Below are 23105 nucleotides of genomic sequence, written 5' to 3' on the forward strand. Positions count from 1 at the left end.
CGCTCAGGTCGCTGGCGGGCTACAGCCTCGAGTACGTCAGCTGACCGTGTCGCTGCCGCTGTCCGGGCGTTGGCGGGCGAACGCGTCGCGCTTGCCCCAACGACCGGGGACGTCCAGCAGCGCGATCCGCCCGAACGTGGACGGCAGCGCCGGGTCCACGGCCAGGTGGTCGTCGTGCGGGTTGATCCCGAGCATGGTGCGGATCAGCAGCATGCAGGCTCCACTGGACCACGCCTGCGGGCTGCCCGCGGTTGGATACCGGATTGGGAACCGGGTGGTGTCCCGGTCGAACCCGCCGAACGCCTCGGGCAGACGACCCTCGAAGTAGGTGGCGGCGGAGAGGATGCCCTCGGCGATGCGGGCCGCCTCGTTGCCGAACCCGTAACGGCGCAGTCCCCAGGCGATGAACGAGTTGTCGAACGGCCAGACCGTGCCGTTGTGGTAGCCGAGCGGGTTGTAGCGGCGTTGCCCCTCGGCGAACGTCCGCACCCCCCAACCGGAGAAGAGCGCCGGACCCATCAGGTGCTCGACCACCCGGGCAGCCCGCTCCGGTGGCACGATGCCGCTCCACAACAGGTGCCCGATGTTGGACGACAGGCTGTCCACGGGAGTGCCGTCGTGGTCGAGCGCGAGGGCGTAGAAGCCGCGGTCCTCAAACCAGAAGTCCCGGTTGAACCGGTCGTACAGGGCCGCCGCCTCGCTTTCCAGCCGCTCGGCGTAGGCGGTGTCGCCCCAGAAGGTGCGGGCCAGTCGTGCCCCCCGGATCTTCGCGTCGTAGGCGTACCCCTGGGTTTCGCAGGTGGCCCTCGGGAAGCTCGGCAGTCGACCGTCGGCATAGGAGATGCTGTCCCAGGAGTCCTTCCAGCACTGGTTGTCCAGGCCGGTGACGCGGTTGCGTCGCTGGTACCAGACGTAGCCGGTGGAGGTGAGGTCCGCATACAGGTCGATCCAGGCCAGGGCCGCGCGGGCTTCCTGCTCCAGCTCCATCACCAGCGCGGTGTCGCCGCTCCACCGCTCGTACTCGTCGAGCAGCACCACGAACAGCGGTGTGGCGTCCACAGTGCCGTAGTAGGGCGAGTGCGGCTGTTCCTCGAACGCGGCCGACTCCCCGTAGCGCAGCTCGTGCAGGATCCGGCCCGGGTCCTCCTCCAGGACATCGTCGGTCCGGACGCCCTGCAGCGACGCGAGGATGCGCAGCGTCGGTGGGGTCAGCGACGGGGTGACGGGCAGGGTCTGCAGGCAGGTCAACAGGCTGTCGCGGCCGAACAGGGTCATGAACCAGGGCAACCCGGCCGCGGGTACGCTCGCGCCGCCGAGCGAGAGCGGGGCGAAGCGCACCGCCGCCAGGTCCACCAGGCTGCGGTGGTAGACCTGCTGGAGGCCGACGCTTTCGGTGTCCAGGGTCGGGGCCGCCGCGACCCAGGCCCGCATGCTGGCAGGCAGTGTGGATTCGTCCGGCCGTTGGGCGCGCAGGGCGGCGCGCAGGTCGACGCCGTCCGGACGCAACGCCAGCATGACGGCCTGCAACCGGGTCGACCACTGCTGCTCGGGGCGCAGCCGGACCGTGAACCGGAGGCCGCCCGGATCGAACTCCGCGGGCTCACTCGCCGACACGACGACCTCACGGCGGTAGGTGCCGCGCCGGTAGCCCAGGCGCAACTCGTTCGGGCCGACGTGCGTGTAGTACGCGCCGCTCTTGGCGCCGGAGTCGAACTTGATCTCGAAGATGTCGGCGAAGTCGGCGGCCACCTCCAGACGCACGTCGAGCGTCATGTCCCGCTCGCCGTAATTGAAGATCGTCAGCGACTCGGTGAGGTCCGGGCCGATGCGCCTGCGACGAATGGCCGACACGTCAGCCTCCACGTAGTCCACCGCCGCGCCCGGCACCGCGAAGAACGTGACCTCGAAGTACTGGCTGTCGTCGACCGACAGCGCTGTCAAGCACTCGCCGTTGACGGTGAGCCTCCAGCGGGACAGGAAGCGTGTGTCGGCGGCGAAGAGGCCGACCGGGGTGCTCGGGGACGACTGCACGTCGCCGCTGGCGTCGGACACCATGAAGGTGTTCCCGTCGATGCACGCCACGGTGCCCGCGATGTCCCTCATCGGTCACGTCCCACTGTCGGGATCCTCGCGCTGAAGCCGCCCGGGCTCTCGCGGAAACAGTCGCCCGAGGCGCAACGCCAGGGCGAGATCGCCGTCGACCATGATCTCGCCCCGGGTGATCGCCGCCAGCCCGTTCACCTCGCCCCGCGCCATCGCGTCCGCGAGCTGCGCGGACACCCGGATCACAGTGGTGGCGGGGGCACCGCTTCGGGTCACCCGCATCCGGCCATGATCGATGTTCAGCATCCACTGCTCCAGGTTGCCGTCGTCGCCGATGTCGAATCGCACGCTGCCAGAGACCTTGCTGAACCGTGGATCCTGGCCAGCGACCGTCAACCGCTCGAAGAAGGCGCTGGTCTCCGACATCCCACCTCCCCGGACGCTGTCAGAGCGAATGCCGGCTACCCGCTGCCACGCACTCCTAACGCCGGAGGTGCCCCTTGTTCAGGGTGCGAGCGAGAAGCGGGTCCAGGTGGTCGCGTCGGTGGTGACGAGGACGTGGTCCGGCTCGCCCGTCGACCCGTCGTCACGCCCGAAGAGCCAGGCGTAGCCAGGCGCGACACTGACCGAACCGACGACCCGGCCGTACTCCCGGGCGACAGTGAAGTTTCGTCCATCGTCCCGGCTGACCAGCAGCTGCGCGCGGCGGTCGGGTTCGAGGCCTTCCCCGGGAGTGATGGCCAGCAGGGAGCCGTCCGACCCCACAGTGAGGTCGTAGTGCAGCTGCGCCGGCAACTCGGTGCCGGTGTCCGTCCAGGTCTTCGCACCGTCGGTGGTACGCAGCAGCCGCACCCCGCCAGCCGGCTTCGTCGACTGGGTCAGCGCGTACCCTTCCCGATCGTCGAGCCCGACCGCCGTGATGATCACCGCGTCGGCGCCCACCTCCCAGGTGGTCCAGGTCGCCCCTCGGTCGGCGCTGCGGGCGACTGTCGCCCCCTGGGAGCCGCCTGTCTGGTACGTGGCCCAGATGCTGCCGTCCGCTGCCGGGTAGAGGCTGAACAGCGAAAGCACCGTGGGCGCCGGGGTGGTGAGGCGGTACACCGTTCCGCTCGACGGGTCCACCGCCAGCGGCTCCGACACCGCATCACAGCCGAATCCGCAGGAGACCGGTCGGGCCGTCGCCGGGAAGGTGGGCACGGCGACGATCGCGGAATCCGCGTCCCGCCAGGTGCGGCCGTAGTCGGTGGAGAGGTGGGCCAGGCCGTAGTCGGTGACCAGGTACGACCGCTCACCGAGCACGGAGAAGTCCATGCTGCTGCTCGGCGCCGCCGCGCCGGTGTCGGCCGCACACCGGGTGCCCTCGAAGCGCGCCGCGTCCCAGTCCGACCAACTGCGGCCGTCGTCGCCGGTGTACGAGAAGCGCACGACACAGCCGTCCTGCCGCACGTCGACCCCGGAGTCGGGCCCGGTCAGCGTGAATTCGCTGAACTGCGCACCTGACGGTGTCGGCGGGTCGGCCGGCGTGCCCCGGTCCGGCTCGACCACCAGCGGTACGACCGTCAGCCCGGCCAGGACGACCAGTGCGGTGGTCACCGTCGCGACCGACCGGCGCCGACGGGATCGGGCAGTGGTGCGCAGCTCGTCGAGGGGTGGCTGCGACACGGCCTCGGTGACGGTGTCGACGTCGAACCCGGAGAACTCACGACCGGACATCGATCCTCCCGGTTTCCGTGGCGTCAGTGTCGGCGAGCAACGCCGCCAGAGCGACCCGGCCCCGCGACAGCCGGGACTTCACCGTCCCCGACGACACGCCCAGCGTCGCGGCGACCTCGTCCACCGGCAGGTCGACGAGGTAGTGCAGGGCCAGCGCATGTCGCTGCCCCTCGGGCAGCACGCGCAGCGCGGAGAGCAGGGCGAGGTGCTCCGGGGAGTGGTCGGCGACGGCCGGCGGTGGACCGATGCGGCGCAGCAGCCCGTCGAGCACCCGACGGCGGCGGTACCGGCTGCGGGCCCAGTTCACCGCGACGCGACGCAACCAGGCCTCCGGGTTCTCCAGCTCGGCGAACCGTCCTGGCGCCATCAGTGCTCGCGTGAACGCCTCCTGGACCGCCTCCTGCGCCTCGGTCAGGTCACCGGTCACCGCGTACAGCTGAACGACGAGGCGTCGGAAACAGCTGGCGTAGAGCTCGGAGATCGGATCGCCGTCGGACACCGTCACCCCCCTTCTCCACCACTCCCACCCACGGGCCCGGGAGAAGGTTCCGGCAGCCGGCCAGAATCCGGGTCAGTCGAGGTTGAAGTCCACCACGACCGGCGCCCGGCGGACCCGCACGGGGGTCGCGGCGTCGAAGCCGGCGGCGTCGCGGTGCCACACCGGCGGGGCGTACGCGCAGTCGCCGCGTCGAACGCGATCACCTGGGCGTAGGTGGCCAGCTCGTCGACCACTACCGCTCCGCCCAGCGCTATGCCGGCGGGCAGCGCCTGGTTCAGGTTCGCCGTCTGGTGCGCGCGGACCCGCACCGGCCGTGCCTGCTGCCGACCGCCCACCCCACCGGACCACACTGTCGCCAGCCCGGCGGCGGCGAACTGCACGGGCCAGTGGTACGGCCCGAGGCCGATGATCGTGTAGCGGCCGTCCTCGTCGGTGGTCGGGCCGTGGTCGTCGTACTTGGGATGCGGCACGTACGGCACGACCATGACCAGTGCGCGGTTGACCGGTGCGCCGGTCGCCGCGTTGGTCACCACTCGTGTCGTAGGGGCGCACCAGCAGCCGGTACCTCCCCGGGGCGACGTCCCCGGTCACCAGCACGCCCTGCTCGTCGGCGATCCATTTCGGTCAATGTCGTGATGCTGACTGAGCGAGGCGCGCAACTCGCCCGTGCGCCGCGAATGCCGCGATGTGCCCGAAATGTGGCGCAGAGGTCACGGGTACCGCATAGCGTCACGGGGGGCGGGACCCCCGCCGCTCCCGCCAGCGGACCGGCGGCGACGCCCACCGGAAGGAACCGGACATGAGTCGTGTCGACACTGTGCTCCTGCCGGAGTTGGACGGGCCGGTGCCGGCGACGCTGCCGAGCGCGCTCGGCCTGCTGAGCCTGGCCCTGGGGGTAGGCGCGCTCGTCGCCCCCGGACCCGTCGCGCGACTGACCGGGGTGGACGACTCCCCGGCCGCGCGGTCCGTGCTCCCGGCCATCGGTCTGCGGGAGTTGGGCAGCGCCGCCGGCCTGCTCAGCGGTCGCCGGCCGGCCGGCTGGGCCTGGAGCCGGGTGGCCGGCGACGCCATGGACCTCACCCTGCTCGGGCGGGCCCTCGCCGACCGTGGCGGTGAACGCCGCCGCCGGGTCGCGCTGACCACCCTCGCCATCGCCGGCATCACCACCGTCGATGCGCTCGCCGCCATCCGCATCGGCCAGGCGCGACGGGCCCGCGCGCGGGTGATCCGGATGGAGATCGCGGTGACGGTGAACCGGTCGCCCGCCGAGGCGTACCGGTTCTGGCGGGACATGGAGAACCTGCCCCGGTTCATGGCACACCTGGAGGCCGTCCGCGCCGACGACCTGCGCCGTTCGCACTGGATCGCCCGTGGTCCGGCCGGGCACCGCGTCGAGTGGGACGCCGAGATCATCGACGACCAGCCGAACAAGTCGATCACCTGGCGGTCGCTGCCAGGAACCCGGGTGCCCAACGCCGGCCGGGTCAGGTTCGTGCCCGCGCCCGGCGACCGGGGGACCGAGGTGCGGGTGGAGCTGCGCTACGCGCCACCGGCCGGCGCGCTCGGCCGAGCGGTGGCGAAGCTCTTCGGCGAGGAACCCGAGCAGCAGGTCCGCGACGACCTGCGCCGGTTCAAGCAGGTGCTGGAGACCGGCGAGGTCGTCCGCTCCGAGGGCAGCCCCAACGGCATCTCCGTACGCCAACAGGCCATGCAGCGACCCGCCCAGCCGCTGCCCGCGTCCCGCCGCTGACCGCCCGAGATCTCCGAAAGGGACCGCTGATGAAGGCCACCGCCTGGATGGGCACCGACAGCGTCAAGGTCATCGACGTACCCGACCCGAAGATCATGAACGCCCGGGACGCGATCGTCCGGATCAGCACCACCGCGATCTGCGGCTCCGACCTGCACCTCTACCACGGCTACATCCCCGCGATGCGCAAGGGCGACATCCTCGGCCACGAGTTCATGGGCGAGGTGGTGGAGGTGGGCCCCCAGGTCCGCAACCTCGCCCCCGGCGACCGGGTGGTGGTGCCCTTCCCGATCGCCTGCGGGCACTGCTCGTCCTGCCAGCGCGGCCTCTACTCGGTCTGCGAGAACTCCAACCCGAACGCCGGCATCGCCGAGAAGATCATGGGGCACTCGCCGGCCGGCATCTTCGGCTACTCGCACCTGCTCGGCGGCTACGCCGGTGGCCAGGCCGAGTACGCCCGGGTGCCGTTCGCCGACGTCGGCCCGGTCAAGGTGCCCGACGAGATCAGCGACGACCAGGCGGTCATGCTGGCCGACGTGTTCCCGACCGGCTACATGGGCGCCGAGATGTGCGACATCAAACCCGGGCAGGTCATCGCCGTCTGGGGCGCCGGACCGGTCGGGCTGCTCGCCGCGGCCAGCGCCCGACTGCTCGGCGCGGAGCGGGTGATCGTCATCGACCGGTTCCCGTACCGGCTGCGGCTGGCCGAGGAGCACATCGACGCGGAGACGATCAACTACGAGGAAGTCGACGTCCTGGACACCCTCAACGAGATGACCGCCGGCCGGGGCCCCGACGCGTGCATCGACGCGGTGGGCCTGGAGGGCCACCACGGCAACGCCGCCATGTACGCGTACGACCGGGCCAAACAGGCCGCGCGTGTCGAGACGGAACGACCGTTCGCGCTCCGGCAGGCGATCCTCGCCTGCCGCTCCGGCGGGGTGGTCTCGGTCGTCGGCGCGTACGGCGGTTTCGTCGACAAGTTCCCGATGGGCGCGTTCATGAACCGCTCGCTGATCATGCGGACCGGTCAGTGCCACGTCCAGCGCTACACCCGGCCTCTACTGGAGCGCATCCAGCGCGGCCAGATCGACCCGAGCTTCATCGTCAGCCACCGGATGCCGCTGCGTGACGCACCGAAGGGCTACAAGATCTTCCAGAAGAAACAGGACGACTGCACGAAGGTGCTGCTCAAGGTCTGACCCGGCGGCCAGGTCCGCCGGGCGGGGGAGTTCCTCGCGCGCTGTCCTTTGGAGCTGATGTCGCAAACGATTCAGGCCGGCTGGCGTGGCTGCCTCTGCCAGGGAGTCCGGCGGCTGGCCCGAGGTGGGCTTGCCGGGGCGGGCCGAGGGTGATGTCGTCAACGATTCAGCTCCAAAGGAGCCGACCAGAGCCTCGGTTATCAACGCCGGTCGCTCTGCGCGCGCCCGGCGCAGAACCCGCGATCGGCTCTGCGTGAGCTAGCGTGTCGCCATGGGAAGTGGCGATATGTCGATGTCTGTCTCGGCCGATCTCACTGTCCGGCTACGGCCGGTTGCCGAGCCCGACCTGGCGATCTTCCGCCGGCTCCGCACCGAGCCGGGCCTGATCGGTCTGGACTGGGCCGGCTTCAGCGACGCCGGGGCACCGGCACGGCGGTTCGCCGTCGACGGCTACCTCGGCGAGGACGACGGACGGCTCGTCGTGGAGGTCGAGCAGGAGCAGGAGCAGGAGCAGGCCGCCGCCGGCATCGTCAGCTACACCGCCGGGCGTTACGCCGGACGGGCGTCGTACTGGGAGATCGGCGTCGTCCTGCTGCCGCAGTGGCGGGGGAGAGGCATCGGCTGGCGCGCCCAGGCGTTGCTATGCGACTACCTCTTCCACCACAGCCCGGCCCAGCGCATCCAGGCCGGTACGCACCCGGAGAACGTCGCCGAGCAACGAGCGTTGGAGAAGGCCGGCTTCCAGCTCGAGGGCGTCGTGCGGGCCAGCGAGTTTCGGGCCGGCCAGTGGCGCGACGGCTACCTGTACAGCCGGTTGCGCGACGACCCGTCACCCTGGGACCAGACGCCGCAGGTCTGAGCCCTAGGCCTGGCGCGGGCGGACCCCCGGCTCCACCGTCAGGGTCCCTGCCGCGGCGTCGATCGTGCCGCGCGAGCCCAGCGGAACGGTGAGCTGCCCGTTGCCGTGCCCCAGCCGTAGCCCGCCCAGGACCGGCACGCCGAGGTCGTACAGGCGGTCCTTGAGCACCGCTGCCGCATCCCACTCGCCCGGTTCGGCGACACTGTTGGTGATCTGGCCGATGACCACGCCGGCGACCCTGCGCAGCACGCCCACCCGGCGCAGCTCGGTCAGCATGCTGTCGATGCTGTACGGAGCCTCGTCCACGTCCTCGAAGAAGAGGATCGCGCCGTCGAACTTCGGAGAGTCCTCCGCGCCGAGCGAGGTGGAGATCAGCGTCAGGCAACCGCCGAGCAGCGGCCCCGATGCCCGCCCCGGCACCACGACGGAAGCGGCTGTCTCGGCCGGGTCCCGGGAGATGGTGACCGGTGCGGTGGTCATCACCGCCCTGCGGAGCGCCTCGGCCGATTCGGGGCCGGTGCGGGCGTCACTCCAGTTGACCATGGGGCCGTAGAAGGTGACCAGGCCGGTCTCGCGCCAGAGCTTGCCGTGGATGCTGGTGATGTCGCTGAAGCCGACGACCACCCGAGGGTCGCGGCGCAGAACGGACACGTCGATCTGGTCGACGATCCGCTGCGTGCCGTAACCACCGCGCGCGGCGAACACGGCCCGGATGCCCGGGTCGGTGAGCGCGGCGTTCAGGTCGGCCAGCCGCTGCGCGTCGGTGCCGGCCAGATAGCCGTACTTGGTGAAGACGTGCTTGCCCAGCTCGACCTCAAGGCCCCAGCTCCGCAGGATCTCGATGCCGCGAGCCATGTTCGTGGGGTCGGGCGTGCTGCCGGGCGAGACCACTCGGACCCGGTCACCGGGCGCCAGCGCCGGTGCCCGCACGACGCGCTTCGGACCGACCGGCGCGGCCTGCGCGGGCGCGGCCTCCGCCGAGCCGACGAGCACCGCGCCACCGGCCGCCGCCGCTCCCATCCGCAGCATGTTCCGACGGGACAGGGGCACTCGCGCGGGCCCCTCGATCGTGGCTGGGTCTGTTCCAGAAGTGGCCACCGGCGTCCCCTCATCGTGATCAGACGATGTGTGCGAGCTGCCACAGCCTACGACAGCCATCGATCGGCGTCGGGGTCCACAAGGGGCGATGAGCGCTCAGGCGAACGCCCGTGTCCCCGCACCACCGGGCGGGTCTCCGACGCGGCCCGGCCCTGGCACAACTGCAACGCGGAGTGGTGTGACTGGCATGTTTTGTGAGGCCCAGCCCGCCGATGGCGGGGAGTCCGGATCCGCCCGTGACCCCGTTTGTCGCCGGGGAGCCTGGGAACTCGCCCCGTTCGTCAACAGGCACGCCTGACGGCATGCCGACGAGACCGAAGGAGCGGGGCATGGAGTACGAGCAGATGATCGCCACGGTACGACAGCGCGCGGGCCTCGGTGAGAACGAGGCCGTGCGGTCCATACAGGCCGTCCTGTCGGTGCTCGGTGAACGGCTCGCCGGACAGGAGGCGGACAACCTGGCGGCACAGCTACCGGACCGGCTGAACGGGTCCGTCACCCGCAACCCGCAGGGCCGCCGGTGGGACGTCGGCGAGTTCCTCAAGAACGTCGGGGATCGCGAGCAGGTCGCGAACGCGGACCAGGTGCGTCAACACGCCCAGGCGGTGCTGCGTACCGTCGCCGAGGCGCTCAACGACGACGAGCGACACGACCTGCTCGCCCAGCTTCCCGGCGGCATCATCGACCTCTTCGGTGTGCCCACCCCGCGAGGCTGAGCCCCGCGCTGATCGGGCCACCCGTCCGATGTGCTCACGGGATCGGCCACTCGTGCACCGGCCGGTTGCTGTGCATCAGGTCGACGTAGTGTCTGACCACCTCGCGCAGCGCCTCCGGCCGGTCCAGGTGGTCGGTCGACTCCAACCGGTGCAGCGTCTCCACCTGCCAGGTCGCGCCGTTGCGGCCAGTCAGGCAGCGCTGCTCGATGATGCCGAGCAACCGGTCACGCTCGGCCGGGTCGAGGCCCCACCGGTCCAGACCGTGATGCGCCATCGGCAGCAACCGGCGCAACACCAACTCGCTGACGGGCAGGTAACCGAGACCGGGCCAGAAGACCTGCGCGTCGATGCCGTGCCGGGCGCAGCTGGTGAAGTTCTCCTCGGCGGCGCTGAACGACATCTGCGACCACAGTGGCCGGTCCGACTCGGCGAGGGCGCGCACCAACCCGAAGTAGAAGGCGCCGTTGGCGATGGTGTCCAGCACGGTCGGGCCGGCGGGAAGCACCCGATTCTCCACCCGCAGGTGCGGCCGGCCCCGCGACACGTCGTACACCGGGCGGTTCCACCGGTACACGGTGCCGTTGTGCAGGCGCAGCTCGGCCAGCTTGGGCACCTCACCGGCCGCGAGGGCCTGCGCCGGGTCCTCCGGGTCGCAGACCGGCAGTAGCGCCGGGAAGTAGCGCACGTTCTCCTCGAACAGGTCGAACACGCTGGTGATCCAGCGTTCGCCGAACCAGACCCGGGGGCGTACCCCCTGGGCTTTGATCTCCTCCGACCGGGTGTCGGTGGCCTGCTGGAACAGCGGGATGCGGGTCTCGCGCCACAGCTCCCGGCCGAAGAACAGCGGCGAGTTCGCGCCGACCGCGACCTGGATGCCAGCCACCGCCTGGGCGGCGTTCCAGTAGTCGGCGAACTGGGCCGGGCTGACCTGGAGATGGAACTGGGTGCTGGTGCAGGCCGCCTCCGGGGTGATCGTGTCGGCGGTGACCGCCAACCGTTCCACCCCGCTGATGGCGATCGGCAGATCCTCACCGCGAGCCGCGAAGATCTGCTCGTTGAGCAACTTGTAGCGGGGGTTGGCCGACAGCGTCTCGGCGGTCAGGTGCTCGGGGCGCAGCGTCGGCAGGATGCCGATCATGACCATGTGCGCGCCGATCGCCCGGGCCTTCACCTCGGCGGCGTTGAGGCTGGCCCGTACGTACTCCTCGAAGTCGGCGGTGCCGGTGCCGGTCAGCCGGCGCGGCGGCACGTTGATCTCGACGTTGAACTGGCCCAGCTCGGTCTGGAAGCTCTCGTCGGCGATGGCCGCCAGCACGTCGGCGTTGCGCATCGTCGGATTCGACGTCTCGTCGACCAGGTTCAGCTCGATCTCCACGCCGGTCATCGGCCGGTCGAGGTCGAAGCGCGACTCGCGCAGCATCTCGGCGAAGACATCCAGGCAGCGGCGGACCTTGTCGCGGTATCGGGCTCGGTCCTCTCGACTGAAGGTTCGTACGCCGACGTCCTCGCCCATGGTCACCACCCTGTCACCGCTGGTCCCCCTAACCTCGCACGTTGTCGGCGGGCGGGGGAAGACCCGAGGACCCTTTCCTACCCAACTGCCAGCCCTGTTAGCCCAGCCAGAGAGGACCGATAGCATTGCGCCCCGAGAGGTGGTGGCGTGCGGATGCGCGAGAAGGTGACCCGGCTGTTCGTCGCGGCGGCGATCGCCGAGGCCTGCTCCTGGCTGGCCCTGCTGGTCGGCATGCTGGTCAAGTACGGTCCGCCGGACAACGAGCTGGGCGTCAAGATCTTTGGTCCGATCCACGGCGGCCTGTTCGTCGCGTACGTCCTGCTGGTGCTGGCAGTGGCCCGGCTGCACCGGTGGAGCCTGCTGGCCACGGCGGTGGCCCTGGCCAGCGCGGTGCCGCCGTTCGCCACCCTGGTCTTCGAGCGCTGGGCCCGCCGCCGGGGCATGCTCGGCGTCGACCGGCAACCGGCCCGCGAGCCCGCCCCGGTCGGCTGAGCCGCCGAACCGCCCGCGCACCCCGCTGAACTGACCCGCCGACCCGCCGACCCGCCGACCCGCCGACCCGCCGACCCGCCGGGGGCCGGTCAGGTCAGCGCGGAGCAGGCCGCTATGCCGGCCAGCAGCAGTGTGCCCAGGAACGCCTGCAACAGCAGTGGCGGCCCGAGATGCGACCAGAGCGTCGCCGTACGCGGGGTCAGCAACTGCCCGGTGGTGAGGTTGACGATCCGCTCGATCCGGGGCGGCAACTCCGGGTCGCGTTGCGGGCGCAGGGTGAGCTGCACCTGGTCGGCCGGGTGCAGGGCGCTCTGCGGCAGGTGCCCGTGCAGCTCCACCTCGCAGAGCTGGCCGGCGGTGTTGCGGAGCCGCACCGGCGTGACCAGATATTCCGGGCCCTGCTTCAGCTCCTTCCAGCGACGGCGGGTGCCACCACCGCCGAACGAGAAGAGCGAGCGCAGCAGCAGCGCGGGCAGCCGGGCGAAGGCCGCCGCGGCGAGCACCGCCACCAGCACCGGCTGGCCGACGCGTACCTCACGGGTGTAGCCGTCGAGTAGGCGGATCAGCCGCCCGGTGACGATTCGTTCCGTCGGGTGCACGATCCGTCGCGTGTCGAGTCCGCTGTCCATTTCCACCACCGAGAGTCCGCATGTGTTCACAGATCGTATCGACGTCCTCGGTTGAACGACGTGAATGAAACCTGGTCACGGGCTCACGGCCGCGAGGTGACATCCCCCGCGACCCGGGTAAGCGGGGGGCCGAGCTGGAAAGGGGTCGAGCATGCAGCTGTCCTTCCTGCGCCCGCTCTACGACCGTCCCGGGCCGTGGTGCTCGGTGTATCTGGACGCCTCCGCGGACACGGAGGACGCCAAACCCGCACTGGATCTGCGCTGGCGTGCCCTGGAACGCAGCCTGGCCGAACAGGGGGCGGACGAGGCGAACATCGCCGCGCTGGACCGGGTGGTCCGAGGTCACGATCCGATGGTCGGGGACTACGGGCTGGCGGTCTTCGCCAGTCACGGCCAGGTGGTGCTCTCCGAGTACCTGTCCGCGCCGCCACTGCGGGACCTGGCCCACGTCGGCCCGTTGCCGCACGTGATGCCGCTGCTCGCGCAACGCGGCGAGCAGGTGGCCTGGGTACGTGTGGTCGCCGACCGGCTCGGCGCCGACGCGATGGCGGTCAGCGCCGGCGGGGTACCCCGACGAGCGCACGTCGCCGGCCGGGACGAGTATCCGCTGCGACGGGCGAAGCCCGGCGGCTGGTCCCAGTCGCGCTACCAGCGGGCGGCCATGGAGGCGTGGCACCAGAACGCCGGCGACGTCACCGCGGCCACCGTGCAGCTGGCCGACCGGGTCGGCGCGGACGTGGTGGTGGTCGCCGGTGACGTCCGGGCCACCGGAATGATCGCCGCCCAGATGCCGGAACGCTGGCAGGACCTGGTGGTCCGCACCGATGCCGGTTCGCGGGCCGGCGGCGCCGACCAGACGATGCTGGACGACCTCACGGTGCAGACCATCGCGGAGATCGCCGACCAGCGGATCAGCGCCGCGCTGGACAAGTTCGGCGTGCAGGAGGACGTGGGCGGCGGGCTCGACGCGGTCGTCTCGGCCCTGCAACGCAACCAGGTCGACATGATGATCATCGTGGACGACCCGTCGGCCAACGGTGAGTTGTGGATCGGCGCGGAACCCACCGAGATCGCCGTCGACCCGGGGCAGCTGGCAGCCATGTCGGTGGCCGACCCGCAGCGGGTACGCGCCGACGCGGCGCTGGTCCGGGCGCTCGTCGGCACCGACGCGGCACTGACAGTGCTCGGCGCCGACGAGGCGCCCGACCTCACCGACGGCGTCGGAGCGGTACTGCGCTACGTCGACCCCGGCACACCGGGGCGCGGCAATGGTTGACCGAACGGTCGCGTACGTCCTGGTGGAGCGGCTGCTGGCCTGGCGGGTACCCCGCGCCTTCGGGTACCCGGGCGAGGCGATCGCTCCACTGGTCGACGCGCTGGACCGCACCGGCGGCGAGCCGGCGTTCATCCCGGCCCGGCACGAGGAGACCGCCTCGTTCATGGCCACCGGGCACGCCAAGTTCACCGGCGGCATCGGGGTCTGCCTCGCCACTCAGGGCCCCAGCGCCGTCCAGCTGCTCAACGGCCTCTACGACGCCAAGCTGGACAGCAAACCGGTGGTGGCCATCGTCGGGGAGGACATCTCCGGGCCGCTCGGCGGCGCGCACCAGGAGATCGGGCTGAGCCGGCTTTTCGGGGACGTGTGCAACCAGTTCGTCCGGTACGGCCGCAGCCCCGACGAGGTGGGGGCGCTGCTGGACCAGGCGTTCCGGACGGCGGCGGCGACCCGCAGCCCGACGTGCGTGGTGCTGCCCCGACAGTTGCAGGAGGCGCTGGTACCCGACCTCCAGTCGTACAGCGCCGGGGTGATCACGGCGACCCCTGGCGAGCCGCTGGCCCGGGTCCTGCCGCACGAGGCGGACCTGGACGCCGCCGCGCAGCTGCTCGGCGGCGGCCAGCGGACCGCGATCCTGGTGGGCCAGGGTGGTCGGGACGCCGCCGCCGAGATCATCGAGATCGCCGACCGGCTGGGCGCCGGGGTGGCCACCTCGCTGCTCGGCAAGCCGGTGCTCGACGAGCGGTTGCCGTTCCACACCGGGGTGCTCGGCGAGGTCGGCACCCCGGCGGCGGCCGAGCTGATGGGTGGTTGCGACACGCTGCTGATGGTCGGCACCAACGACCCGTGGACCGACTACTTCCCGATGCCCGAGCAGGCGCGTACGGTGCAGATCGACATCGACGGCCGCCGGATCGGCACCCGGTACCCGGCCGACGTTCCGCTGGTCGGCGATGCCGCCGAGACGCTGCGGGCGCTGCTGAGCCGGTTGCGCGGCCGCTCCGAACAGCAGTGGCGCGCCACAGTGGAAAGTTCGGTGGACCGCTGGCGGGAGGTCGCGGCCGAACGGGCCGCCGCCGCCGCGAACCCGGTCAATCCGCAGCTCGTCCTGCAGGAGCTGTCCGCCCGGATGCCCGGCACCGGCGCGGTCGCCGTCGACATCGGCTCGGTCCTCTACTGGTACGCCCGCCACCTCACCCTGCCACCGGGGGTCAACGCGCAGCTGTGCGGAACCCTCGGCTCGATGGGCTGCGCGCTGCCGTACGCGGTGGCGGCCAAGCTCGCCGCGCCCGACCAACCGGTGGTCGCGCTGGTGGGTGACGGGGCGATGCAGCTCAACGGGCTCGCCGAACTGATCACCGTCTCGCACCTCTGGCAGCAGTGGCGCGACCCGCGACTGGTGGTGCTGGTGCTCAACAACCGGGACCAGAACGGCATGGGTGGCGGGCGACAACCGTCGTCCGACCCCACCCACCGCCGCCCCGACGTGCCGTACGCCGGGTGGGCCCGGTTGCTGGGGCTGCACGGGGTGCGGGTGGACCGCCCGGAGCTGGTCGGCGCGGCCTGGGACGAGGCCCTCGCCGCGGACCGTCCCTGCGTACTGGAGGCGGTCGTCGACCCGGCGGTGTCGCTGGCACCGCCGGAGCCCGCCTTCGCCGACCTGCGCGGCCTGTACGCCGAGGGCGCTCCGGCCCGGAAGGTCCGTGAGCAGGTGGAGGTCACCGCGAGCGCGGACGATCTCGTTTAGCCACCCCGGACCAGGGCATGAGTAGCGGCCCGAGTGACGCTGGAGGTCCCATGTCCGAGCCCGCCGACCGCCGCTACGGTCCCGCGACAGTGCCGAGGGCACGTGGCCCGCTCTCGGCAGCGGTAGTGGAGGCTCTGCGGCACCCGCCGCACGACCTGCCGGCCGATCTCGGCGTCGACCTCCACCCGGCGGACCCGATCACCGACGAGGACCTGCAGCTGACGCTGTTCCTCTGCTACGAGCTGCACTACCGGGGCTGGCTCGGGGTGGACGAGTCGTGGGAGTGGCAGCCGACGCTGCTGGCGCTGCGTGGCCGCTGCGAACGGGTCTTCGAGGCGGCGCTGCGTCGGCTTGTCGGCACGCCGTCGGTGCCCGCCGCCGGGGTGGCGGCCGGCCTGGCCGAGGTGGTCGCCGCCGACGACGGTCCGGCGTTGGCCGCGACGCTGCAACGCCGCGCCGACCTCGCCCAGTTCCGCGAGTTCGTCGCCCACCGCTCTGTCTACCACCTGCGGGAGGCGGACCCGCACAGCTGGGCGCTGCCCCGCCTCGGTGGCCCGGCCAAGGCCGCGCTCGTGGAGATCCAGACCGACGAGTACGGCAACGGGCGGCTGGACCGGATGCACGCCGAGCTGTTCCGGAGCACCCTCGACCGGCTGGGCCTGGACACGGCCTACGGCGCGCACATCGACGTGGCACCGGCGGTGACGTTGGCGACCAACAACCTGATGTCGCTGTTCGGGCTGCACCGGCGGTTGCGCGGCGCGCTGCTCGGGCACCTGGCCGCGTTCGAGATGACGTCCTCGCTGCCCAACCGTCGTTACGGCAACGGGCTGCGCCGGCTCGGCTTCGACGAGGTGGCCACCCGCTTCTACGACGAGCACGTCGAGGCCGACGCGGTGCACGAGCAGATCGCCGCGCACGACATGTGCGGCGGACTGGTCCGCGTCGAGCCAGCCCTCGCCCGCGACGTGCTGTTCGGCGCGGCGGCCGGGCTCGCTGTGGACCGGCTGTTCGCCGGGCACCTGCTGGACAGCTGGGCCGCGGGCCGCAGCTCGCTGCGCACACCCGCCCCGCCGCCCCTGCCGCCCACGGTCTCGCTCGTCGCGTCGCCCGAGGTGGCCCCGCCCGCGTTCGTCTGATCCGAGGGGCTTGTCGCCGGGTGGGGGCGTGCCGCCCCGGGTGGGGGCGTGCCGCCGGGTGGGGGACGTGCCGCCCCGGGTCCGCCCTTTGCTCTGCACCCGTCCATGCACCGCACACGGTCCGTAACTGGCGCGTGGGCGGGTGCAGAGCAAAGGGGACGTGCCTCTGGTGCGGTCCCTCCGCGCCCTGTCGCGGCCCCGTGACTCGGGGATGTGGCGGTCAGCCCTCGCGGGTGGTGCCGGCGCGGAAGTTGATCGCCTTGTGGGTGCCGTCGCAGAACGGCTTGAGCGCCGACTTGCCGCACCGGCACAACGCCACAGTGCCCCGCCGCGCGTCGATGCGCTCGCCGTTCGGGGTGACCAACGCGAAGTCGCCGCGGACCAGCAGCGGTCCGTCCTCGTACGGGGTGATCGTGGCGGCGGCTGGCTCGCTGGTGTCGTCGGTGCGCATGGCCCCGGAAGTGCCCGTCCTGGCCCTGGCGAAACCCGAGCCGCCGAACGCCGGTGATGACCGGGGCACCCCGCTGACCAGCGGAATGTGCCGCCGGGTGGGTGATGCCCCGTTTGAACCCCATCGGGACGGGAAGCCGGGCCGCGTGGTGAGCGAACGAGGCAAGGTGGGGCCGGTGCACAAGGTGCACAAGGGGCTCACGGCTGATGGCGCCGGTCTCGCCGGCGACCGGGTCGTGGCCGCGGGCAGCTCCGCCCGGGTGCTGGTCGCCGCCACCGCCCGTGCACTGCGCGGGGTCGACTGCGCCGACCTCGGGCACACCGGGCCGACATCGAGGTTCCCCGGCGCCCCCGAACCGGTACGCCGTGCCGCGGTCACCCGCGCCGCCGGCCGGGTCGCGCTCACCGTGGCCCAGATCGACGAGGTGGACGCCGCGAGGGTGGCCCGCTGGTTCGTCGACCAGTACCCCCGCCGCCGCTACCCGGGAGTGCTCATCGGCTCTCCGCACGGCGCTGCCGCGCACCTCGCGGTGGCCCTCGGGGTGCCGTGGCTGCCGGCGGGCTTCGAGATGACCGTGCACTGGTCCGACGGCGCGGTGGACCGCCCGGGGGACGCCGCGGAGCATGGCGCGGCACTCTCCGCCCGGTTGCTCGTCGGCAACGCCGACCTGCACCTGCGCCAGGTGCACTGCCCGGCCAGCCGTGGCGCGCTGACCGGGGCGACCGTGTCGCTGACCGCCACGTGGAGGGCCCTACCGGCCGCGTACGCGCGGTTCCTGGCCGACCGGCTGGTGCCGGGCGCCCCCGTGCTGCTGGTCCGCGACGCACGCACCTGGCCGGTGCTGGAGCGCGGACCGGGGCACAGCTTCCAGGTCGGCTGCCCGGGCAGTGGGCTGGACCCGGTGGACTTCCACCCGGACAGCCACGCGTTGCGGCAGGTGCTGCGCTCCGTCGGCGGGGACGCGACCCGCTGGGAGCCGCCGGAAGTGTCCGTGCCGTCGGCGTACGCCGAGCACGGCGTCGACTCGGGCTTCGAGCTGGCCGCGCGGGACTGGTCCACCCGGCACCAGCATCCGCTGCACCGGGTGTTGGTGCCCCGGCCGGCGGCACTGAGCGCGGGCGTGGCCGACCTCTACCGGCGGTGGCTGCGGCGCGCCGGCAAGACCGGTGACCGGTTGGTGGTGGAGTGCGGTCGACTGCTCGACCCGTGGCAGGTGGTGCGGGCGGGGCTGGTGCCGTACTGGTGTGAGAACGCCACCCGCCGCAGCGTCGACGAGGCCGAGTGGTGGCTGGCCGGCAGCGAGCCCTTCAGCTCGGTGGACGTGTTGCCGGAGCCGCCCGGGGTGCGTTCACCCGCGCTGGCAGGGCTGCCGCAGTGGCTGGCCGTCGCCGGGTTCGGCCGGCGGCGTCGGGCGCTGGACCGCACCACCGCCCGCGGGTACCCGGTCACCTCGGTGCCCACCCGCCGGGCCACCGAGGTGCTGCGCGCCCAGCCGTACGACCTGCCGGCGCCGCCCCCGCTGGGGGTCGCCGAGGCGCTGGCCGTGCTCCGCGACAGCGGCGGCCACCAGGGGTTGTTGGTCTCCTGAGACGGAGGACGCCGAAACTTCCTCGCGAACCCGGGGTCCCGTGATTGAGTACCTACGGAGCGGGAACATCGCTGGCTGCGACGGTCTGATTGCGCTGCGTAGAGATGTTGTCGCCCGCTGGCATCCCAGTCACTGACCCACTTTCCGGCCCGGTGCGTGGCTCGACCACGCGCACGACCGGTTTCCCGATCCGGGCGGGGGACCTTCCTGAGGGAGGCGCGGATGTTCGGACAGACGAGCACGACCACGACCACGACCCCACCACCACCCAACGATCGGGGTCTGGAGGATCTCGACGCGGCGGCGATGGCGTACGCGGCCCGGATCGCCGGGCTGCCGCCGGAGCGGCGGGGGGAGGCCCGGGACGACCTGGTGCGCTTCGCGCTGCCGTTCGCCGGCCGGCTGGCCCGCCGGTACCGGGGGCGGGGGGAGCCGCTGGAGGACCTGGAGCAGGTGGCCCGGCTGGGCCTGGTCAACGCCGTCGACCGCTATGACCCCGAACGGGGCTCCTTCACCGCGTACGCCGCCATCACCATCGTGGGCGAGATCAAACGGCACTTCCGGGACCGTACCTGGGGCGTGCACGTGCCCCGCCGACTGCGGGACCTGATCCTCGAAGTGGGGCAGGCCACCGCCGCGCTCACCAGCGAGCTGTCCCGGGCCCCGTCCGTGGCCGAGCTGTCGGCCCGGTTGGAGACCCCGGAAGAGGAGATCCTCGCCGCCCTGGAGTCGGCCGCCGGCTACAGCCCGGCCTCGCTGAACGCCCCGGTGGGCGGGGAGAGCTCCGCCGAGTTCGGAGACCTGGTCGGCGAGTCCGACAACGCGTTGGAGTCGGTCGACGACCGGGTGACGGTGAGCGGTCTGCTGCACCGACTGCCCTGGCGTGAGCGACGGATCCTCGCGATGCGCTTCTACGGCAACCAGACCCAGGCCGAGATCGCCGCCCGGTTCGGCATCTCGCAGATGCACGTGTCCCGGTTGCTGTCGCGGGCGCTCACCTGGCTGCGTCAGGCGATGCTCGCCGACGCGCCGCCGCCATGGCAGAACGGCGCCGCCGAACCCGACCCGGGCAAGACCCGGATCTCGGTCAAGCAGAACGGCGACTCGGTGGTGGTCGAGGTCGGCGGCGAGATCGACCGCGACGGCGCGGACCAGCTGCGCCGGGCCATGCTGGAGGCGGTCACCGGCCAGCCCAGCGAGGTGGTCGTCGACCTCGTCGGCGCGGGTGGCTTCGACGCCGGTGGGATCGCCGCGCTGATGGCCGGTCGGGACGCGGCGGAGCGGACCGGAGTGCCGCTGCGGCTGACCCGGGTCCAGCCCGCGGTACGCCGTTCACTCACCGCCGCCGGCCTGGCGCCGGCCCGGGACTGACGCACACGGACAGGCGAAGGGCCGACACCCCGCTGGGTGTCGGCCCTTTCGCGCGTACCCCTGGTCAGCGCTCTTCGGTGTTGCCGTCGCTGTGCGGGTGGCGCCAGCGCTCGTGCGGCTTCGGCGCGTCCTCGGCGTCCTGCGGCGGGTCGCTCTGCTCGAAGCTCGGCCGGCGGACGCCCTCGGGCTCCGGCACGTCCACCGGCCGGGCGCCGGAGCGCGGCGCCGGCTGGTAGTCGACAGCGTCGCGTGCGCCGTGCGCGCCCTCGGCGGACGGCGACTCCGGGGCGTGGTGCTCCATCCGGAACTCCTCGGCGAGGTGCTGTGGCGGCTTGGTGGCGCGCTGCGGCAGGTCGCGGCCCAGATCGGCGACGAGCGGGCCGTACTTCAGGTCGAACGCCGGACGTTCGGAGCGGATCCGGGGCATCCGGTCGAAGTTACGCAGGGGCGGCGGGCAGCTGGTGGCCCATTCGAGGGAGTTGCCGAAGCCCCAGGGGTCGTCCACCGTCACCATCGCCCCGTACCGCCAGGACTTCCAGGCGTTGTAGATGAAGAACAGGGTGGACAGGCCGAGGATGAACGAGAAGATCGTGGAGATGGTGTTCAGAGTGGTGAAGCCGTCGGTGGGCAGGTAGTCGGCGTACCGGCGTGGCATGCCCTCGTTGCCCAGCCAGTGGTGCACGAGGAAGGTGCCGTGGAAGCCGATGAACATGGTCCAGAAGTGCGCCTTGCCGAGCCGCTCGTCGAGCAGCCGCCCGGTCATCTTCGGCCACCAGAAGTAGTAGCCGCCGAACAGGGCGAAGACCACGGTGCCGAACACCACGTAGTGGAAGTGCGCCACCACGAAGTAGCTGTCGTGGGTGTGCCAGTCGACCGGTGGGCTGGCCAGCAGGACGCCGGTGAGGCCACCGAGCAGGAAGGTGACCAGGAAGCCGATGGCGAACAGCATCGGCGTCTCGAAGGTGAGCTGACCCTTCCACATGGTGCCGATCCAGTTGAAGAACTTCACACCGGTGGGCACCGCGATCAGGTAGCTCAGGATGCTGAAGAACGGCAGCAGCACCTGGCCGGTGGCGAACATGTGGTGCGCCCAGACCGTCATCGACAGCACGGTGATGGCGATGGTGGCCAGCACGATCCCCGTGTAGCCGAAGAGCGGCTTGCGGGAGAAGACCGGGATGATCTCGGTGATGATGCCGAAGAACGGCAACGCGATGATGTAGACCTCGGGGTGGCCGAAGAACCAGAACAGGTGCTGCCAGAGCATGGGGCCGCCGGTGGCCGCGTCGTACACGTGCGCGTTGAGCAATCGGTCGGCCGAGAGCGCCAGCAGCGCGGCGGCCAGCAGCGGGAAGACGAGGATCACCAGCACGCTGGTGAACAGCATGTTCCAGGTGAAGATCGGCATTCGGAACATGGTCATGCCGGGGGCGCGCAGGGTCAGGATCGTGGTGATCAGGTTGACCGCGCCGAGGATGGTGCCGAGCCCGGAGACGACCAGGCCGAGCACCCACATGTTCGCGCCCACTCCGGGGCTGTTCTCGACACTGCTCAGTGGGGTGTACGCGGTCCAGCCGAAGTCCGCCGACCCCTGCGGGGTGAGGAAGCCGCCGACCACCATCAGCCCGCCGAAGAGGTAGAGCCAGTAGGCGAGCGCGTTGAGGCGGGGGAACGACACGTCCGGCGCGCCGATCTGGATCGGCACGATGTAGTTGGCGAACCCGAACGCCGCGGGAGTGGCGAAGAGCAGCAGCATCACCGCGCCGTGCGAGGTGAAGAGCTGATTGTACTGCTCCGGGGACAGGATCTGCATCCCCGGGCGGGCCAGTTCGGCCCGCATCACCATCGCCTCCAGGCCGGCCAACAGGAAGAAGCCGAAGGAGGTCAGCAGATACAACAGGCCGATCTGCTTGTGGTCGGTAGTGGCCAGGAACTTGATCAACGAGCTGCCGGGAACCGGTGCGCGTACCGGTCCGGGGAAGCCCCCGAAGCGGGCCGGTGCCAGGATCGCCGGGCCCCGATCTCGACCGGGTTCTGTGGTTACCCGCTTGGGCATGGCTGCTCACCCCGTCGTGACGGCAGAAAGGACGGGCGTGCTCTACCCACCCTCACACCATGTAACCAGCCAATGACGGTAATTTCGGGCAGATCGCCAGGACCGATGCAAGCACCTCGAACGCTCAGGTTGCCGGCAGCATCGCCCAGACGGCCTTGCCCTGACCGGCCGGCACGCTGCCCCACCGCTGGGTCAGCTCCCGGACCAGCATCAACCCTCGCCCACCCTCGGCGTGCAGGTCCGTCCCACCCGCACGGGCCTCGGCGCTGCTGCCGTCCACCACGGCCAGGTGCAGATACGGCCGGCGCAGGGTCACCGTCACCTGCATCGGCGTGCCGGCGTGGCGGACCACGTTACCGACCAGCTCGCTGAGCACCAACGCGGCCGGGCCGGACGCGTCGGGCAGATTCCACCGCGCGCACGCCTCGGTGACCAGCTCCCGGGCCCGCCGGCAGGCACCGGCCACCGGCTCCAGCCGGGCCCGCATCCGCAACGTGGACGTCGTGCCGGCCAACCGGGTCGCCTCCGCGCAGTCCGCGGAGACCGGAAGCACCCGGCAGGTGGTCGACTCGGCCAGCCATCGGGCGGCGATCGGCGACGGGGAGCAGAGCAGCACCGGCACCGCCGGCCACTCCTCGGCCCGGCGGGCTGTCGCGGCGAACACCGACAGCGCCAACCGGTCCTCCACGCGCACCCCAGCCATGTCGACCACCAGCGCCTCCGGCTGGTCGACCAACGCGTCGCTGAGCGCCTGGTGCACCGAGCGCATCGTGCCCAGGTGCAGGGGGCCGGTGAGCCGGACGACCGCCACCGGTGCGGTGGTACGCACCTCGCAGGTGATCCCGCTCGACATTGGCGCCTCAATTCGCTGCTCTGGGTCGGGATCTGCCAACTACCCGAGGCCGCTCCCGATCAAACCGGACCGACGGCGGGGCGAGGCAGGTCACGTCGCCGCGACCCCAG

At 71.6% G+C, this 23105-nt stretch carries 21 protein-coding genes; 10 read left to right on the plus strand and 11 right to left on the minus strand.

Annotated elements, in window-relative coordinates; genetic code table 11:
• Positions 1 to 36: 36 nt before the first annotated feature.
• The 5 genes from ACLQ3F_RS04450 to ACLQ3F_RS04470 all read right to left on the minus strand — a co-directional run bounded on the left by ACLQ3F_RS04450 (position 37) and on the right by ACLQ3F_RS04470 (position 4785).
• On the minus strand, positions 37 to 2103 hold the full coding sequence (locus ACLQ3F_RS04450) for a glycogen debranching N-terminal domain-containing protein (RefSeq protein ID WP_425846362.1): 2067 nt from the start codon (positions 2101 to 2103) through the stop codon (positions 37 to 39).
• A gap of 3 nt (positions 2104 to 2106) precedes the next feature.
• The gene (locus tag ACLQ3F_RS04455; protein ID WP_425846365.1) at positions 2107 to 2469 is read right to left on the minus strand and encodes an SCP2 sterol-binding domain-containing protein; all 363 of its coding nucleotides are present in this window, start codon (positions 2467 to 2469) and stop codon (positions 2107 to 2109) included.
• A 78-nt stretch (positions 2470 to 2547) separates the two neighbouring features.
• A complete protein-coding gene (locus ACLQ3F_RS04460; protein WP_425846368.1) occupies positions 2548 to 3756 on the minus strand; it encodes a WD40/YVTN/BNR-like repeat-containing protein in 1209 nt (402 codons plus the stop codon).
• Complete coding sequence (locus tag ACLQ3F_RS04465) at positions 3743 to 4255, minus strand: sigma-70 family RNA polymerase sigma factor (protein WP_425846371.1); 513 nt, start codon at positions 4253 to 4255, stop codon at positions 3743 to 3745. The genes ACLQ3F_RS04460 and ACLQ3F_RS04465 overlap by 14 nt, the downstream gene beginning before the upstream one ends.
• A 2-nt stretch (positions 4256 to 4257) precedes the next feature.
• Positions 4258 to 4785, minus strand: coding sequence for a carboxypeptidase-like regulatory domain-containing protein (locus ACLQ3F_RS04470; RefSeq protein ID WP_425846373.1), 528 nt, complete (start codon positions 4783 to 4785; stop codon positions 4258 to 4260).
• A gap of 269 nt (positions 4786 to 5054) precedes the next feature.
• Between ACLQ3F_RS04470 and ACLQ3F_RS04475 the strand changes: the two genes are divergently transcribed.
• From ACLQ3F_RS04475 to ACLQ3F_RS04485, 3 genes are all read left to right on the plus strand, one after another.
• A complete protein-coding gene (locus tag ACLQ3F_RS04475) occupies positions 5055 to 6005 on the plus strand; it encodes an SRPBCC family protein (RefSeq protein WP_425846376.1) in 951 nt (316 codons plus the stop codon).
• Between the two features lie 29 nt (positions 6006 to 6034).
• Positions 6035 to 7207 carry a zinc-dependent alcohol dehydrogenase gene (locus ACLQ3F_RS04480; protein WP_425846379.1) on the plus strand — a complete coding sequence of 391 codons (1173 nt, stop codon included), beginning with the start codon at positions 6035 to 6037 and terminating at the stop codon, positions 7205 to 7207.
• 271 nt (positions 7208 to 7478) lie between these two features.
• A complete protein-coding gene (locus ACLQ3F_RS04485; protein ID WP_425846382.1) occupies positions 7479 to 8066 on the plus strand; it encodes a GNAT family N-acetyltransferase in 588 nt (195 codons plus the stop codon).
• Between the two features lie 3 nt (positions 8067 to 8069).
• On the opposite strand, the gene ACLQ3F_RS04490 is transcribed toward ACLQ3F_RS04485, so the two are convergent.
• Positions 8070 to 9095 (minus strand): S66 peptidase family protein, encoded by a 1026-nt coding sequence (locus ACLQ3F_RS04490; RefSeq protein WP_425846384.1) that lies wholly within the window; start codon positions 9093 to 9095, stop codon positions 8070 to 8072.
• A gap of 398 nt (positions 9096 to 9493) precedes the next feature.
• On the opposite strand from ACLQ3F_RS04490, the gene ACLQ3F_RS04495 reads away from it, so the two are divergent.
• Positions 9494 to 9880, plus strand: coding sequence for a DUF2267 domain-containing protein (locus ACLQ3F_RS04495; RefSeq protein ID WP_357258125.1), 387 nt, complete (start codon positions 9494 to 9496; stop codon positions 9878 to 9880).
• 34 nt (positions 9881 to 9914) lie between these two features.
• On the opposite strand, the gene ACLQ3F_RS04500 is transcribed toward ACLQ3F_RS04495, so the two are convergent.
• Complete coding sequence (locus tag ACLQ3F_RS04500) at positions 9915 to 11393, minus strand: glutamate--cysteine ligase (RefSeq protein WP_425846387.1); 1479 nt, start codon at positions 11391 to 11393, stop codon at positions 9915 to 9917.
• Between the two features lie 153 nt (positions 11394 to 11546).
• Here ACLQ3F_RS04500 and ACLQ3F_RS04505 point away from each other — a divergent pair, with 153 nt between their 5' ends.
• On the plus strand, positions 11547 to 11885 hold the full coding sequence (locus ACLQ3F_RS04505; RefSeq protein WP_355008027.1) for a DUF3817 domain-containing protein: 339 nt from the start codon (positions 11547 to 11549) through the stop codon (positions 11883 to 11885).
• Between the two features lie 89 nt (positions 11886 to 11974).
• On the opposite strand, the gene ACLQ3F_RS04510 is transcribed toward ACLQ3F_RS04505, so the two are convergent.
• Entirely contained in the window at positions 11975 to 12523 is a 549-nt protein-coding gene (locus ACLQ3F_RS04510) for a hypothetical protein (RefSeq protein ID WP_357206973.1), read from the minus strand.
• A 142-nt stretch (positions 12524 to 12665) separates the two neighbouring features.
• On the opposite strand from ACLQ3F_RS04510, the gene ACLQ3F_RS04515 reads away from it, so the two are divergent.
• From ACLQ3F_RS04515 to ACLQ3F_RS04525, 3 genes are read left to right on the plus strand one after another with little or no spacing between them, the layout of a single operon-like run.
• Positions 12666 to 13790 carry a Vms1/Ankzf1 family peptidyl-tRNA hydrolase gene (locus ACLQ3F_RS04515; RefSeq protein ID WP_355007865.1) on the plus strand — a complete coding sequence of 375 codons (1125 nt, stop codon included), beginning with the start codon at positions 12666 to 12668 and terminating at the stop codon, positions 13788 to 13790.
• Positions 13783 to 15537 carry a thiamine pyrophosphate-binding protein gene (locus ACLQ3F_RS04520; RefSeq protein ID WP_425846392.1) on the plus strand — a complete coding sequence of 585 codons (1755 nt, stop codon included), beginning with the start codon at positions 13783 to 13785 and terminating at the stop codon, positions 15535 to 15537. Before ACLQ3F_RS04515 ends, ACLQ3F_RS04520 begins: the two co-directional genes overlap by 8 nt.
• 50 nt (positions 15538 to 15587) lie before the next feature.
• A complete protein-coding gene (locus ACLQ3F_RS04525; protein WP_425846394.1) occupies positions 15588 to 16676 on the plus strand; it encodes an iron-containing redox enzyme family protein in 1089 nt (362 codons plus the stop codon).
• Positions 16677 to 16896: 220 nt separating this feature from the next.
• Here ACLQ3F_RS04525 and ACLQ3F_RS04530 read toward each other — a convergent pair whose 3' ends face one another.
• Positions 16897 to 17127 (minus strand): CDGSH iron-sulfur domain-containing protein, encoded by a 231-nt coding sequence (locus tag ACLQ3F_RS04530; RefSeq protein WP_355007868.1) that lies wholly within the window; start codon positions 17125 to 17127, stop codon positions 16897 to 16899.
• Between the two features lie 145 nt (positions 17128 to 17272).
• Here ACLQ3F_RS04530 and ACLQ3F_RS04535 point away from each other — a divergent pair, with 145 nt between their 5' ends.
• Together ACLQ3F_RS04535 and ACLQ3F_RS04540 are read left to right on the plus strand one after the other, a co-directional pair.
• Positions 17273 to 18715 (plus strand): hypothetical protein, encoded by a 1443-nt coding sequence (locus ACLQ3F_RS04535; RefSeq protein WP_357206965.1) that lies wholly within the window; start codon positions 17273 to 17275, stop codon positions 18713 to 18715.
• A 222-nt stretch (positions 18716 to 18937) separates the two neighbouring features.
• Positions 18938 to 20086: a SigB/SigF/SigG family RNA polymerase sigma factor gene (locus tag ACLQ3F_RS04540; protein ID WP_091408326.1), complete on the plus strand. Its 1149-nt coding sequence runs from the start codon at positions 18938 to 18940 to the stop codon at positions 20084 to 20086.
• 64 nt (positions 20087 to 20150) lie between these two features.
• Here ACLQ3F_RS04540 and ctaD read toward each other — a convergent pair whose 3' ends face one another.
• Positions 20151 to 22142: a cytochrome c oxidase subunit I gene (gene ctaD / locus ACLQ3F_RS04545; protein ID WP_425846398.1), complete on the minus strand. Its 1992-nt coding sequence runs from the start codon at positions 22140 to 22142 to the stop codon at positions 20151 to 20153.
• Positions 22143 to 22266: 124 nt separating this feature from the next.
• Positions 22267 to 22995, minus strand: coding sequence for an ATP-binding protein (locus tag ACLQ3F_RS04550; protein ID WP_425846401.1), 729 nt, complete (start codon positions 22993 to 22995; stop codon positions 22267 to 22269).
• Positions 22996 to 23105: the final 110 nt, after the last annotated feature.

Origin of the sequence: Micromonospora sp. DT15 (assembly GCF_049841475.1) — a bacterium.
Classification (GTDB): Bacteria; Actinomycetota; Actinomycetes; order Mycobacteriales; family Micromonosporaceae; genus Micromonospora.

Bases quoted from the DNA above. Each gene is read 5' to 3' on its own strand.
- ACLQ3F_RS04515 (WP_355007865.1), top strand. From the start codon at position 12,666: ATGCAGCTGTCCTTCCTGCGCCCGCTCTACGACCGTCCCGGGCCGTGG.
- ACLQ3F_RS04485 (WP_425846382.1), top strand. From the start codon at position 7,479: ATGGGAAGTGGCGATATGTCGATGTCTGTCTCGGCCGATCTCACTGTC.
- ACLQ3F_RS04530 (WP_355007868.1), bottom strand. From the start codon at position 17,127: ATGCGCACCGACGACACCAGCGAGCCAGCCGCCGCCACGATCACCCCG.
- ACLQ3F_RS04505 (WP_355008027.1), top strand. From the start codon at position 11,547: ATGCGCGAGAAGGTGACCCGGCTGTTCGTCGCGGCGGCGATCGCCGAG.
- ACLQ3F_RS04550 (WP_425846401.1), bottom strand. From the start codon at position 22,995: ATGTCGAGCGGGATCACCTGCGAGGTGCGTACCACCGCACCGGTGGCG.
- ACLQ3F_RS04460 (WP_425846368.1), bottom strand. From the start codon at position 3,756: ATGTCCGGTCGTGAGTTCTCCGGGTTCGACGTCGACACCGTCACCGAG.
- ACLQ3F_RS04450 (WP_425846362.1), bottom strand. From the start codon at position 2,103: ATGAGGGACATCGCGGGCACCGTGGCGTGCATCGACGGGAACACCTTC.
- ctaD (WP_425846398.1), bottom strand. From the start codon at position 22,142: ATGCCCAAGCGGGTAACCACAGAACCCGGTCGAGATCGGGGCCCGGCG.
- ACLQ3F_RS04540 (WP_091408326.1), top strand. From the start codon at position 18,938: ATGTTCGGACAGACGAGCACGACCACGACCACGACCCCACCACCACCC.
- ACLQ3F_RS04455 (WP_425846365.1), bottom strand. From the start codon at position 2,469: ATGTCGGAGACCAGCGCCTTCTTCGAGCGGTTGACGGTCGCTGGCCAG.
- ACLQ3F_RS04525 (WP_425846394.1), top strand. From the start codon at position 15,588: ATGTCCGAGCCCGCCGACCGCCGCTACGGTCCCGCGACAGTGCCGAGG.
- ACLQ3F_RS04480 (WP_425846379.1), top strand. From the start codon at position 6,035: ATGAAGGCCACCGCCTGGATGGGCACCGACAGCGTCAAGGTCATCGAC.
- ACLQ3F_RS04500 (WP_425846387.1), bottom strand. From the start codon at position 11,393: ATGGGCGAGGACGTCGGCGTACGAACCTTCAGTCGAGAGGACCGAGCC.
- ACLQ3F_RS04520 (WP_425846392.1), top strand. From the start codon at position 13,783: ATGGTTGACCGAACGGTCGCGTACGTCCTGGTGGAGCGGCTGCTGGCC.
- ACLQ3F_RS04490 (WP_425846384.1), bottom strand. From the start codon at position 9,095: ATGCTGCGGATGGGAGCGGCGGCGGCCGGTGGCGCGGTGCTCGTCGGC.
- ACLQ3F_RS04495 (WP_357258125.1), top strand. From the start codon at position 9,494: ATGGAGTACGAGCAGATGATCGCCACGGTACGACAGCGCGCGGGCCTC.
- ACLQ3F_RS04475 (WP_425846376.1), top strand. From the start codon at position 5,055: ATGAGTCGTGTCGACACTGTGCTCCTGCCGGAGTTGGACGGGCCGGTG.